Source organism: Bradyrhizobium sp. SK17, assembly GCF_002831585.1.
In the GTDB taxonomy this organism is placed as follows: domain Bacteria; phylum Pseudomonadota; class Alphaproteobacteria; order Rhizobiales; family Xanthobacteraceae; genus Bradyrhizobium.
Map to the genome: position 1 here is coordinate 3,238,456 of NZ_CP025113.1, position 13,106 is coordinate 3,251,561.

The window sequence follows — 13,106 nt, forward strand, 5'->3', positions numbered from 1 at the left end:
CGCGCGCAAATTGAAGGGCTCGCCGTCTTGCCAAAGCGCGTGGCGCCTGTCTGAATTCGTCGCCAATCAGGTGGTGGAATTCCGGGAGAGTACGATGTCGCACAAGGCTCAAAACATGGTTCGATCGCTGCTGTTGTCTGCTGCGATCGCCCCGGTGCTGCTCGCGTCCGGCGCCAGCGCGGAAGGACTGACCGAGCAGCAGCAATTTGCCCGTAGCATCTACCAGGAGCTGGTCGAGATCAACACCACCACCGCGACCGGCGATACCCAGAAGGCAGCGGAGGCGATGGGCGCGCGGCTCCGCGCGGCGGGGTTTCCCGAGGCCGACGTGCAGGTGTTCTCGCCGGCGCCGCGCAAGGGCAATCTGGTGGCGCGGCTGCACGGCTCCGGCGCGCGCAAGCCGATCCTGCTGGTGGCCCATATCGACGTCGTGCCCGCCAACCGCGAGGACTGGACGGTCGATCCGTTCAAGCTCACCGAGCAGGACGGCTATTTCTACGGCCGCGGCTCGAGCGACGACAAATACATGGCCGCCTCGTTCGTCACCAATCTGATCCGCTACAAGAAGGAGGGCTACAAGCCCGACCGCGACATCATCGTCGCGCTGGAGACCGATGAGGAGATCGGCGACACCAATGGCCTCGGCATCCAGTGGCTGATCAAGAACCACCGCGACCTGATCGATGCCGAGTTCGCGCTCAACGAAGGCGGTGGCGTCGGCCTGAAGAACGGCAAGGCCATCCGCAACAGCGTCCAGACCAGCGAGAAGATCTCGACCGCCTATCAACTGACGGTCACGGACCGCGGCGGCCACTCGTCGCTGCCGCGCAAGGACAACGCGATCTATCGCCTCGCCGAAGGCCTGGTTCGCCTGTCCAAATACGACTTCCCGATGAATCTCAACGAAACGACGCAGATCTATTTCGCGAAGACGGCCGAGACCGAGAGCAAGCAGAATGCCGACGACATCCGCGCCATCCTGGCGCCGCAGCCGGATCCGGCTGCGCTGGCGCGGCTGTCCGAGATTCCCGGCTACAACGCGCAGCTCCGCACCACCTGCGTCGCGACCATGCTGCATGGCGGCCACGCTATCAATGCGCTGCCGCAGCTGGCGACCGCGGGGGTCAATTGCCGGATTCTGCCCGGCGAGCCGGTCGAGGGCGTTCAGGCCCAGATCGAGCGCGTGCTCGCCGACAAGCGGATCGAGGTGAAGGGCGGCAAGGCCACGCTAAGCCCGCCGTCGCCGCTGAACGAGGAGATCATGGGATCGATCGAGAAGCTGTCGAAGGAATTCTGGCCGGATGCGGCGGTGGTGCCGGTCATGAGCACCGGTGCCACCGACGGGCTGTTCCTGCGCAATGCCGGAATTCCGACCTACGGCCATTCCGGGCTCGGTGCCGATGTCGATGACAACCGGAATCATGGCAAGGATGAACGCGTGCTCGTCAAATCGTTCTACGAGGGCCAGGATTATCTCTATCGCCTGGTCAAGATGCTCGCCGGTGGGAAATGATGGCTGAAGGTAAGGCAAATTTGCGGGTGGCGGTCGCCGGTCTCGGCGCGATCGGCACCGATGTCGTCAAGGCGCTCGATCACGGCATCGAAGGCCTGACGCTGGTTGCGGTCTCGGCCAACACCCCGGACAAGCACCGTGGCTGGGTCGCGGAGCTCAAATCCGCGCCGAAGCTGGTGCCGATCGTTGAGCTGGCTGACATCGCGGACATCGTGGTCGAGTGCGCGCCGAGCAAGGTGGTTCGCTCGATCGTGGCGCCGGTGGTGGAGCGCGGCAAGACCGCGGTCGTGCTCAGCGTTGGCGCACTGCTGCAAAATGGCGACCTCGTCGATCTCGCCAAGGCGCATGGCGGCCAGATCATCGTGCCGACCGGCGCGCTGATCGGGCTCGACGCGGTGACTGCCGCGGCGATCGGGACCATTCACTCGGTGAAGCTGGTGACGCGGAAGCCGGTCGCGGGCCTGCTCGGCGCGCCGCATCTGGTCGAGAACGACATCCGGATCGAAGGCATCACCGAGCCGCTCCGCATCTTCGAGGGCAGCGCACGCGACGCCGCCAAGGGCTTTCCGGCCAATCTCAACGTCGCGGTGGCGCTGTCGCTCGCCGGCATCGGCCCCGATCGCACCAGGGTCGAGATCTGGGCCGACCCGACGGTGACGCGCAACACCCATCGGATCGAGGTCGATTCCGATTCGGCGCGGTTCTCGATGATGATCGAGAACATTCCCTCGGAGAACCCGAAGACCGGCCGCATCACCGCGCTGTCGGTGATCGCCTGCCTGCGCAAGCTGCGCGCATCGCTGCGGATCGGGACGTGATGACGGTCGGGCCCGACGATCTCTTGCTGATCATTGACGTGCAGAATGATTTCTGCCCCGGCGGCGCGCTGGCGGTCGCGGACGGCGATGCCGTCGTGCCTGTCGTCAACCGGCTTGCCATCCGGTTCGACCATGTCGTGCTGACCCAGGACTGGCATCCGGCGGGTCACAGTTCGTTCGCGAGCTCGCATCCGGGCGCGGCGCCGTTCGCCTCGATCGCGATGCCTTATGGGCCGCAGACGCTCTGGCCGGATCATTGCATCCAGGGCACGGTGGGTGCTGCGTTTCATCCGGAGCTTGCGACCGACCGCGCCGAGCTCGTGATCCGCAAGGGATTCCGGGCCGCGATCGATTCCTATTCGGCGTTCTTCGAGAACGACAGGACGACGCCGACCGGGCTCGCCGGCTATCTGCGCGAGCGCGGCCTGAAGCGCGTCGTGATGGCGGGGCTGGCGACGGACTTTTGCGTGCAGTATTCGGCGCTCGATGCGCGGCGGCTCGGCTTCGAGACCGCGGTCGTGCTGTCCGCCTGCCGTGCCATCGATCTCGGTGGTTCGCTCGCGGCCGCCATTGCGGCGATGCGCGAGGCCGGGGTCGCGCTTGTCGAGGAGATTGCCTGAGCAGGACCAGACGGGGGCAAAAACCATTGTTTTGACTGGCCTTTTGTTCTAATCCCCAGCCGTTGATGACCACGCAGCGGGGCTTTCGTGTCGGGACAGGTTTTGCGGATCGGGACGCGCAAGAGCGCGATGGCGCTCGCGCAGACGGACGAGGTCGCGCGGCTGCTGCGCACCTCGGCGGCCGACCTTGCCGTCGACATCGTCAAGTTCGAGACCCGCGGCGATCAGGACCAGACCAGCAAGCTGCTGCGCCACGGCGGCAAGGGCGGCGCCTTCGTCGCCGAGATCCGCGAGGCGATGCGTGCCGGCACGTTGCAGGCCGCGATGCATTCGCTGAAGGACGTGCCGGGCAATGAGGAGACGCCAGGCCTCGTCCTCGCGGCGATGCTGGCGCGCGATGCCGCCAGCGACAGCCTCGTGCTGCGGCCCGGCCTGTCGCTGGACACGATCCGCGCCGCGCGCGGCAAGGGCTTCATGATCGGCACCAATGCGGTGCGCCGCGCCGCCTATCTGCGCCGGCTGTTTCCGGAAGCGACCGTGATCCATTATCGCGGCGCCGCCGATACGCGGCTCGCCAAGCTCGATCGCGGTGCCAAGCAGCGGCTGCCCGATGGCGGCGAGGTCGGCCCGGCGGATGCGCTGGTCATGGCGCGTTCCGGTCTCGAGCGCATCGGCATGACCGGACGCATCGCGCATGACTTCTCCGTCGACGAGATGCTGCCCGCGGTCGGTCAGGGCATCGTCGCGGTCGAATGCGTCGAGACCGACTGGACGACGCGGGCGCGGCTTGCCGCGATCGACAACGCTGCGTCGCGGCTTGCCGCTGAAGCCGAGCGCGAGGTGCTGTGGGTGCTCAACGGCCACTGCAATTCGCCGATCGCCGGCCTCGCGACGCTTGCAGGCAGCGAGATGACGCTGCGTGCTTCGGTGCTCGATGAGCTAGGTGCCGGCTTCATCGAGGTGACCCGGCGCGGTCCGGCCGATCGCCCGCGCGAACTCGGCCGCGCGGTCGGCATGGAACTGCTCGCGAAGGGCGCCGCGGAGATCATCGCCCGTACCCGTCCAGAGGAATAGCGCCCGCCGCCGGTGCGTGCGGTTCTCACGCGATGTCGGCGAAATCGCCGTGCCGGCCCTTGCCGCTGGCGAAGCGGCGGGCGCCGGCCTCGGTCTCGCCGCTCGCGACCGTCGCAAGCCCGAGGCGAAACTCGTTCAGCGTGGCCTGGTCCCAGCCGAGCTCCCATTGCTCGATGGCGGAGAGGCGGTCGCTGCGCAGCGCCGCCTGCGGCAGGCGGCACAGATCATGGGCGAGGCTGCGCGCCTCGGCGAGCGCCGTGCCTGGGGCGACCACGCGGTTGGCGAGCCCGATCCGTCCGGCCTCCTCGCCGCAGACGCCGCGTCCGGTGAGGATCATGTCCATCGCGCGGCTGTGCCCGATCAGGCGCGGCAGGCGCACGGTGCCGAGATCCATCAGCGGCACGCCGAAGCGCCGGCAATAGACGCCGAAGGTGGCGTCGGATGCTGCGATGCGGAGATCGCACCAGATCGCAAGCTCGAGCCCGCCCGCCACCGCCGGCCCCTCGATCGCGGCGATCACCGGCTTCGACAGCTTCATCCGGGTCGGGCCCATCGGGCCGTCGCCGTTCTCGACACGGTGGCCGCGATGGCCGGCCGCGGTGCGCTTGAGGTCGAAGCCGGCGCAGAATGCGCCGCCCGCGCCGGTCAGGATCGCGACCGAGAGCGACGGATCGCGATCGAAACTGCGAAACGCCTGGGCCAGGCCCTGCGCGGTCTCCGGGTTCACCGCGTTGCGTGCCTCGTCATAGCGATCGATGGTCACGATCGCGATAGCCTGTTCGGTTCGGTATTTGACGGTCGGATGGTCCAGCATGCTCGGTCCTTGCTGCGCAATGTTGGTGTGGATCAGCGCACGCGCTCGATGATCGCGGCCAGGTTCTGGTGAAAGTGCCTGATCGCACCTTCGAACAGGCCGAAGGTGAAGTGATCGTTCGCCCGCGTTGCGAGCCCGCGCTGCGCGGCGCAGGCCATCTCGCGATCCTCGGCCGCGCCTGCGGTGACGAAGTCGCGTCCCTGGGCGACCGCGGTGCGGCCATCGTCCGCCGCGATCTGGTTCGACAGCGTGTAGGTGACGAGCCGGGTGCGGTCCACCGCCAGCGGCTCGAGCACCGTCATCAACCGGTTGGTCGGGAAGGTCGACAGCATCACGTTCGGAAACAGGTGATAGACATGGGTCAGCATGCCGGCCGTCCGGCGCTCGTCCCGCGGCACGTTGCGCAGCTTCTCGATGCGCCGATAGGGGAAGCTGATCCGGCTGTTGCGGCCGAACGATTCGATCACGTTGAGATTGTCGTACTGCAACGGATAGAACGTATCCTGATGGGTCGACCGGATGTGGTAGCCTTCGAGGAATCCTTCGGCGACGATCTTCCAGTTGGCCTCGACCTCCTGCGTGGCGGTCGAATAGAGCCTCCAGTCGTCGCCGAACAGGGGGCGCATTTCGCTCGCGTCCGACGTTGCGACCGAATTGTCCTGGGAGACGAACACAAGACCGCCGTGCTCGATACAGGCGACGGGCACGAGGCCATGCGTGGTCTTGTCGAGGTCGGGAAAACCGTAATCGTCGGGAATGCCGCGCAGCCGGCCGTCGAGGCCGTAGGTCCAGCCGTGATAGCGGCAGGTCAGCGCTTTCTTGCAGCCCGCGCCGTCGACAAGCTGGACGCCGCGGTGCCGGCAGGCATTGCGGAAGGCGCGCGCGACGCCGTCTGCGCCACGGATCGCGACAACAGGCGTCAGCGCCGCGTCTCGCGCGACATAGGCGCCGGTCTCGGCGAGCGCGGCCGAGGGACAGAACGGGGTGAGCGTGCGGCGGAACACCTGCTCGATCTCGGCCGCGAAGCGATCATGCGACAGATAATGCGCGACCGGTTCGCACCAGACGCCGGCGCTGAGATCGGTCGATTTCGCGTCGATATGCGCAAGGATGCGGTCGACGATGGAGGCTTCGTCCGCAAGCTGTACCGTCATCGCCGTTCTCCCGCTTCGTTGGCCGGGCTTGCCGCCCGGTCCGGTTCGAGAGACAGAATTTCGCATTGCTCCGCGCGCGACAAGCGAAAGCAGCTCGTTTCGGATGAATGACATTCATCCGTGACAATTTTCCGGGCGACATCGGGCCGTGCCGGAAGTTAGGATCGGCTCATGAGCAGCAACAACGCGAGGCCGGGGCGCACGTCACGCCCGCCGGGGAGCGACGATCTCGCCGCGGCGAGCCTCCGGCCGGCGCATCTGCTGGCGCTGCAGGCATTCGACGTCGCAGTCCGGCTCGGCAGTTTCAAGGAGGCCGCGGGCCTGCTGAACGTCGGCGCCTCGGCGGTCAGTCACCGCATCCGCAACCTCGAAGCGCATCTCGGTGTCGCGCTGTTTCACCGCAGCCACCGCGCCGTTCGCCCGACCCGTGCCGGGGAAAAGCTCGCCGCCGCGACTGGCCGCGCCTTTGCGCTGCTGGCAAGGGCCGAGTCGGCGCTCGAGGCCGCAGGCCAACGCCGGCTGCGGCTCAAGGTGCTGCCGCAGTTCGCGTCGGCCTGGCTGATCCCGCGCCTGTCCTCGTTTCTCACCCGGCATTCCGAGCTCGATCTTGCGATCGAGACCTCGAACCGCAATGTCGATTTCGACACCGAGACATTCGATGCCGGCATCAGCTTCGGGCCCGACAAGCCCGACGGCGTCGTCGCGCATCGCCTGATGGAGGTGAGGACCGTTCCGGTCGGTGCGCCGGCGCTGGCCCGGCGGTTGAAGCTGCGCACCGCGGCCGACCTTGGCCAAGCCGCCCTGATTCACGTGACGACATTCCCCGCAGCCTGGCCGCTCTGGTTCAAGCATGCCGGCGCGCCGGCGCCTCATGCGACGCGCGCGATCTCGGTCGACAGCTTTGTCGCCGCGTTGCAGGCTGCTGAGCGCGGTGCCGGTGTCGCGCTCGCGCTCGAACCGTTCATCGGCGAGAGCGAGCGGCATGGCACGATCCGCCGGCTTTTGCCCGTCGGCCACGTGACCGGCAGCTATTGGCTGGTTCATCCGCCCGGCGCGCAACGCAATCGAGCGTTGCAGATATTCAAGAAGTGGCTGCTGGCCGAACTTGCGAAGTCCGACTAGCAGTCTGCTGAAAAACCTTGAAATGGAGAGTTTTTGTATTCTCGCCGGTCGTTGTTGGGGCGGCTCGGTGGAGTTGGATGTAATTTTTTGGCCTGGCGTTGGTGCACCCTGGCGCGGGGTGGCTAAGCGGCAAGCAGTTTGGGGATGCGGATCAGGTTATAGGCGATCAGATTGAGCAGGAAGTCGGCGGCGACGCGAGCGATGCCGCGATGTTTGGTCTTGCGCATGGTGCCATGCTGCTTGCCCCATCCGAAAATGCATTCGACCATCGCCCGGCGTGATTGCGACATGCCATAGCCCGGATGCCGTGTGGTTCGTTCGTCGATGGCGCTATTGCGGGTCTTGCCGGTTTTGGTGACGGCCTGGTTCTGTGTCACATGCGGCGTCACGCCGATGGCGCGAAGATTGGCGACATGATCGGCGGTATCGTACGCCTTGTCCTCACCCGCCGTGATGCGGCGGCCTGCGGCTTTGCGTCTCGCCTTCAGCATGGTCTCCGAAGCCCGGCGTTCGGCGGTGCCATTGGCATGCGTGACCCTGCCGGCCACTGCCAGCCCATGCCGGTTCTCCATGGTGGCGTGGCCCATATAGCAAAGCCTAGCCTCCCGTCCGGCTGCCTTGCGATAAAGCCTGCTGTCCGGGTCGCTGGTACTGGCATGGGTGTCGTTCTTGCGCTTCTGGCCGTGGAAGTTGGCGCCGTCATCATCGTCACCGCTGCCGTCCCTGGGACGAAAGCTCTTCTGTGAAGCCCAAGCCTCGATCAGCGTTCCGTCCACCGAAAAATGCTCGTCCGACAATAGCGGTTTGACCTGAGAATGGTTCAGAAGCCTGGTCATGAACTTCGTGAACACATCGCCGTTCTGCAGCCGCTCCCGGTTCTTGGTGAAGGTGGTCGGATCCCAGACCGGATCGTCCGGCGACAGCCCCACGAACCAGCGATACAAGAGATTGTAGTCCAGTTGCTCCATCAACTGGCGTTCCGAGCGGATGCCGTAGAACACCTGCAGCAGCAAGGCGCTCAGCAATTGCTCCGGAGGGATCGAAGGACGTCCCTCGCTGGCATAGAGCCTCCCAAAGCTGCGGTTCAAATCACTCAAAACATCCCGGACAAGTTCCCGGACCTTCCGCAGCGGATGGTTCGCTGGCACACGCTTATCCGGCGCGATGTACGAAAACAGGCTGCCCTGATCCGTAAACCTGCCGCGCATGATCGCCTCCGCCGATTCGAGATGATAAAGTGAATCATCAAGCCCCCTCCGTGGCGAGGGGGTTCTTCAGCAGACTGCTAGAGCGTTTTCGAGCGAAGTCGATATCGGTTCGCGTGAAGAAAACGTCAAGACGAGAACCTAGAACCCCGTCCCGACTCCATCGGGACGGGAAAGGCTCTAGGCGGCTCGCAGCGGCCAGCTACCGATGATCCGGAAGCGCGACGCGCTATCGGCCTGCTTGAACAGCGCGATGCGGTCGATGGGGAGCCTTGCGAGGTCGATCGCGGCGAACCGTTCGCGCAGCTGGGCCACGATCGGGCCGCGCCGCTCGTCGCTCAGCCGTCCCGTCAGCGTCATGTGAAAGCGGAATTCCTCCATGACGTAAGGGTAGCCCCATTGGTCGAGATGGTCGCATTGCCGCGCGGTGAGCCGTTCGGGTTTGCGCCGGGCGCGATCGGCTGCCGACAATGGCGCGCGGAACGCGTCGAATTCGGTGACGCAGTCAGCGGCGAGCTGTTGCAGATCGTCCGAGCGGCTGCCCGGGATCACCGCAATGAAGCCGCTGATGGCATCGACCACCGGTTCGATCACAGGGATGCGCCGCGCGCGGCCGGCAAAGGCGCCACAGGCATCGAGCAGCCCAGTCTCGGTCCTGCCCTCGGCGAGCGCGGTCGGCGCCTTCAAGGTGGCGTGGAAGCCGTACTTGCGCGGGTCCTGCGTCACCTCGCGCCAGTCGGGCGTGACGCCGTCGGGAAACGGCAGGTCGTCGCCCGATGCCGCATCGTAACCGAGCAGCGTCGAACCGAAGCGGTGCAGGGCGCTGTCGGACGACGGCGCATAGTAGATCGCGTAGCGCGGAGCGTTGGCCATGGCAGCAGAATAGAGCCGGGTTACGCCGCCGCAACCGTCTTGCGCGGTGCGACCGAGTGAACGAGGCAGCTCGCATCCGCCAGATGCACCAGCCGTCCGGCCGCGATCACGGCGACGATGCGCGGCCGCAGCGGCACCTTGTCCTCGACGATGATGATGTCGGCACGGCGGCCCGCGGCAAGCACGCCGCGGTCGGCGAGCCCTGCCGCGCGTGCCGGCGCCGACGAGATCAAATTCCAGGCTGCCGCGAGCGGCACGATACCGTCAGCGGCGAGGCGGAACGCGGCGAGCAACTGCGCCGGATAATAGTAGTCCGACGCCAGCACCGAGCAGAGCCCCTGCGCGATCATGTCGGATGCCTTGGTCCAGCCGGTGTGGCTGCCGCCACGCACCACGTTGGGCGCGCCGAACACGATGAAGTCGCCGGCCGCGGCGGCATCGCGCGCGGTCTCTTCATTGACGGGGAATTCGGCGATCGTGGCGCCGAGCGCGCGAAACTCCTGACGCATCGCCGGGCTGTTGTCGTCATGCGAGAGCATACGGATATCGGCTGCGCGCGCCGCGGCGGCCAGCCGCGCGATCGAGGCGGGTACCTCGGGACGGCGCGCGACCACCCGGTCGAGCATCTCGTTGATGGCCTCGACCGAGAGCCCGGCGCGCTCGGCGAGCTGGTTACGCTTCTTCGGCTTGACGGTGCTGTGGTCGTTGAAGGCGAACAGGTCGATGCGGCCTTCGCCGAGCCACCGCGTAATCTCACCCTCCGCTTCGAGATTGTGGGTCTCGTGACGCAGATGGAAGCGCGTGTCGGCGGCGAGCTGCGGCCGCAGCAGCTCGATCGCATCGAGCAGCTTGCGCGCGTTCTCCGCGCTGCGCAGGCCGGGCTCCCACGACCAGGTCGTGCCGTGGAACACGGTGGTGATGCCGTTGGCGATCGCCTGCCGGTCGCTGTCGATCAGTGCCACGTCGGTTGGAAAGTCGACACTCGGGCGCGGCATCATCTGCCGTTCGAACGCATCGCCGTGCAGGTCGATGATTCCGGGCAGCACCAGCAGGCCGCTTGCGTCGATGTGGAGTGCGGCGCGTCCCTGTTCGGCGTCGAGCGCGCCGATGTCGCGGCCCGCGGTGCGCAGCGAGGTCTCCACGAATGCGCCGTCAACCAGCGCGCGCCCGCCCTCGATGAAAATGTCCGTCACGATGTCGCGCTCCGTTGTTCTGTTCGTGATTGAGATACGGCTTCGGCCTCGTACTTGTCGAGGAATTCCTCGACCGCGAGCTTGCGAAAGTCGGGCAGAACACGACGAAGTGTCTCGTGATCCCAGTCCCACCACGCGAGTGCGGCGAGGCGATCCGCGACGTCCTCGGAAAATCGTCGCTTGACCGGCCGCGCCGGATTGCCGGCAACGATGGTGTAGGCGGGCACGTCCCTGGTGACGATCGCACCGGCGGCGACGACCGCGCCGGTTCCGACGTTCCGTCCAGCGAGCACGATCGCGCCATGACCGATCCAGACGTCATGGCCGATATGCACGTGGTGCGCACGTCGCCAGTTGAAGAAGTCGGCGTCGTCGCTCTCTCCGGGAAAATACGCGCTGGCGCGGTAGGTGAAATGCGCCTGAGTCGCGCGATGCATCGGGTGGTTGCCGGGATTGATCCGGGTCATCGCCGCGATCGAACAGAACTTGCCGATCGACGTGTAGGTGATCTGGCTGTCGTTCACGACGTAGGAATAGTCATCCATGCTGACTTCAAGCAGGATCGTGCGCGCGCCGACCTCGGTGTATCTGCCGAGCTTGCTCTCGCGAACCGACGCAGTCGGGTCGATCGTCGGTACAACCGAGAGTGTTTTTCCGGCCATCAGGGCCTCCGCAAAATCTTGCAAATCGTTGGCGTTCGGGGAGAAGCGCGCTCGTCATCGGGATGCTTGATGACAACATCATGACGTCGCGATGACGGCAAGGCGCCGACAAAGACGGGTGTGAACGATCGCCGCACCGCAGCGCAAGCGTCACATAACTGTAAAACGCCGGGGATAGCGATGGCCCAACGTGACGCGGTTGGAGCATTACATGCTGGTGGTGGAAGGTTTGACGTGCCGTTTCGGTGCAAAAGCCGCGGTCGACAACGCGTCTTTCTCGATTGCGCCGGGCAGCTTTGTCGGCGTGATCGGCCGCTCCGGTGCCGGCAAGTCGACGCTGCTGCGGATGATCAACCGCCTCGCCGATCCGACCTCCGGCCGTATCCTGTTCGAAGGCACAGATGTGACCGCGCTGCGCGGCAAGGCGCTGCGGCAGTGGCGGGCACGCTCGGCGATGATCTTCCAGCAGTTCAATCTGGTCGGTCGTCTCGACGTCTTGACCAACGTGCTGATGGGCCGGCTCGCCCAGATTCCGTCGTGGCGTTCGCTGGCGCAGGTCTGGCCGGAGCAGGACAGGGCGCTGGCGCTGTCCGCGCTCGAGCAGTTCGACATCGCCCAGCTCGCGGCGCAGCGCGCCGACCAGCTCTCCGGCGGCCAGCAGCAGCGCGTCGCGATCGCCCGCGCGCTGGTGCAGGAACCCGACATCATCCTCGCCGACGAGCCGATCGCCTCGCTCGATCCGCGCAACACCAAGATCGTGATGGACGCGCTGCTGCGCATCAACAAGCACTTCGGCATCACGGTGCTCTGCAATCTGCACTCGCTCGACCTGGCGCGGACCTATTGCGACCGGCTGGTCGGCATGGCGGCGGGCCGCGTGGTGTTCGACGGCGCCCCTGCGGCGCTCACCGATCATATCGCCCGAGAGCTCTATGACCTCGAGGCCAATGACGTCATCGGTGCGGAGCCGCTGCCCGCGCCCGACGGTGCAACCGCTCCGGCACTCGGCACCGCAGCCGCGGCCTGAGCGTCGCGCATTTTCAATCTGGGAGGCCGGGCATTTTGCCCGGCCAACAGGTGCAACTACAAGCAACAGGGGTAGTCATGATCACTCGTCGCATCATTCTGGCCGGCGCTGCCGCGCTCGCGCTCACCGGCTCGGCGTCCGCGCAGGACTGGAAGGCAAAGTATCCGGAGCTCACCTTCGCCGTCGTGCCGGCCGAGAACGCCTCCGGCGTCACCGAGCGCTGGACGCCGTTCGTGGCCTATCTGTCGAAGGAGCTCGGCACGAAAGTCACGCTTCGCATCGCCAACGACTACGCGGCGGTGATCGAGGGCCAGCGCGCCGGCAACATCCAGATCGCCAGCTACGGCTCGGCCTCGTTCGCCCGGGCCCGCCTGACCGGCGTCAAGACCGACGCGTTCGCCAACGACATGAACGCCGACGGTTCGACCGGCTACTATTCGGTGTTCTACGTCAAGGCTTCGAGCCCCTACAAGAAGGTGGAAGACCTGAAGGGCAAGAACCTCGGCCTGGTCGATCCGAACTCGACCTCGGGCAACAACGTGCCGCGCTTCGAGCTCGACAAGATGGGCATCCACGATGCCGAGGGCTTCTTCGGCAAGGTGGTGTTCACCGGCAGCCACGAGAACGCCGTGCTGGCGCTGGCGCAGGGCACCGTCGACATTGCGGCCAACCAGTGGACCAACGACGACGACTCGACGCTCGCGCAGATGCTGACCAAGGGCATGCTGAAGAACGCCGATGGCTCGGCGATGAAGAAGGAAGACTTCCGCATCATCAACAAGTCGTCGCCGATCATCAACGGCCCCTACGCCTACAACGCGGACCTTCCGGAAGACCTGAAGGCGGCGATCGCCAAGGCCTTCTTCGACGCGCCGACCAAGGACAAGGCCGCCTTCGACCGTCTCTCCGACGGCCAGAAGAAGGGCTTTCACCCCGCCACGACCAAGGATTGGGACAGCACGATCGAGCTGATCAAGTTCGTCGACAGGCTGCGCAAGAAGGCGAGCTGATCGCACCACGGAGACACTCGG

13 protein-coding genes are annotated in these 13,106 nt (G+C 66.0%); 7 read left to right on the plus strand and 6 right to left on the minus strand.

All coding sequences use genetic code 11. The features are described from left to right. Window positions 1–94 precede the first annotated feature (94 nt). The 4 genes from CWS35_RS15115 to hemC all read left to right on the plus strand — a co-directional run bounded on the left by CWS35_RS15115 (window position 95) and on the right by hemC (window position 4,025). Window positions 95–1,513: a M20/M25/M40 family metallo-hydrolase gene (locus CWS35_RS15115; RefSeq protein WP_100952356.1), complete on the plus strand. Its 1,419-nt coding sequence runs from the start codon at window positions 95–97 to the stop codon at window positions 1,511–1,513. After that, window positions 1,513–2,331: an aspartate dehydrogenase gene (locus tag CWS35_RS15120; protein WP_100952357.1), complete on the plus strand. Its 819-nt coding sequence runs from the start codon at window positions 1,513–1,515 to the stop codon at window positions 2,329–2,331. The genes CWS35_RS15115 and CWS35_RS15120 overlap by 1 nt, the downstream gene beginning before the upstream one ends. Then, window positions 2,331–2,951 (plus strand): bifunctional nicotinamidase/pyrazinamidase, encoded by a 621-nt coding sequence (gene pncA, locus CWS35_RS15125; RefSeq protein WP_100952358.1) that lies wholly within the window; start codon window positions 2,331–2,333, stop codon window positions 2,949–2,951. Before CWS35_RS15120 ends, pncA begins: the two co-directional genes overlap by 1 nt. 102 nt (window positions 2,952–3,053) lie before the next feature. Next, window positions 3,054–4,025, plus strand: a complete 972-nt coding sequence (hemC, locus tag CWS35_RS15130; RefSeq protein ID WP_100952359.1) for a hydroxymethylbilane synthase — start codon at window positions 3,054–3,056, stop codon at window positions 4,023–4,025. A gap of 25 nt (window positions 4,026–4,050) precedes the next feature. Here hemC and CWS35_RS15135 read toward each other — a convergent pair whose 3' ends face one another. Beyond that, window positions 4,051–4,839 (minus strand): crotonase/enoyl-CoA hydratase family protein, encoded by a 789-nt coding sequence (locus tag CWS35_RS15135; RefSeq protein ID WP_100952360.1) that lies wholly within the window; start codon window positions 4,837–4,839, stop codon window positions 4,051–4,053. Window positions 4,840–4,871: 32 nt separating this feature from the next. Then, window positions 4,872–5,993: an aromatic ring-hydroxylating dioxygenase subunit alpha gene (locus CWS35_RS15140; RefSeq protein ID WP_168226332.1), complete on the minus strand. Its 1,122-nt coding sequence runs from the start codon at window positions 5,991–5,993 to the stop codon at window positions 4,872–4,874. Between the two features lie 171 nt (window positions 5,994–6,164). Between CWS35_RS15140 and CWS35_RS15145 the strand changes: the two genes are divergently transcribed. Next, window positions 6,165–7,115 carry a LysR substrate-binding domain-containing protein gene (locus CWS35_RS15145; RefSeq protein WP_245438977.1) on the plus strand — a complete coding sequence of 317 codons (951 nt, stop codon included), beginning with the start codon at window positions 6,165–6,167 and terminating at the stop codon, window positions 7,113–7,115. Window positions 7,116–7,237: 122 nt separating this feature from the next. On the opposite strand, the gene CWS35_RS15150 is transcribed toward CWS35_RS15145, so the two are convergent. From CWS35_RS15150 to CWS35_RS15165, 4 genes are all read right to left on the minus strand, one after another. Continuing rightward, window positions 7,238–8,323, minus strand: a complete 1,086-nt coding sequence (locus CWS35_RS15150) for an IS5 family transposase (RefSeq protein ID WP_100952361.1) — start codon at window positions 8,321–8,323, stop codon at window positions 7,238–7,240. 177 nt (window positions 8,324–8,500) lie between these two features. Then, window positions 8,501–9,193 carry a DUF1045 domain-containing protein gene (locus CWS35_RS15155; protein ID WP_100952362.1) on the minus strand — a complete coding sequence of 231 codons (693 nt, stop codon included), beginning with the start codon at window positions 9,191–9,193 and terminating at the stop codon, window positions 8,501–8,503. A gap of 20 nt (window positions 9,194–9,213) precedes the next feature. Beyond that, the gene (locus tag CWS35_RS15160; protein WP_100952363.1) at window positions 9,214–10,386 is read right to left on the minus strand and encodes an alpha-D-ribose 1-methylphosphonate 5-triphosphate diphosphatase; all 1,173 of its coding nucleotides are present in this window, start codon (window positions 10,384–10,386) and stop codon (window positions 9,214–9,216) included. Beyond that, window positions 10,383–11,048 carry a chloramphenicol acetyltransferase gene (locus tag CWS35_RS15165; RefSeq protein ID WP_024580603.1) on the minus strand — a complete coding sequence of 222 codons (666 nt, stop codon included), beginning with the start codon at window positions 11,046–11,048 and terminating at the stop codon, window positions 10,383–10,385. The genes CWS35_RS15160 and CWS35_RS15165 overlap by 4 nt, the downstream gene beginning before the upstream one ends. 211 nt (window positions 11,049–11,259) lie before the next feature. Between CWS35_RS15165 and phnC the strand changes: the two genes are divergently transcribed. Together phnC and phnD are read left to right on the plus strand one after the other, a co-directional pair. After that, the gene (phnC, locus tag CWS35_RS15170) at window positions 11,260–12,075 is read left to right on the plus strand and encodes a phosphonate ABC transporter ATP-binding protein (RefSeq protein ID WP_100952364.1); all 816 of its coding nucleotides are present in this window, start codon (window positions 11,260–11,262) and stop codon (window positions 12,073–12,075) included. Between the two features lie 77 nt (window positions 12,076–12,152). Then, entirely contained in the window at window positions 12,153–13,085 is a 933-nt protein-coding gene (gene phnD, locus CWS35_RS15175; RefSeq protein ID WP_024580605.1) for a phosphonate ABC transporter substrate-binding protein, read from the plus strand. The last annotated feature ends 21 nt before the right edge of the window (window positions 13,086–13,106 follow it).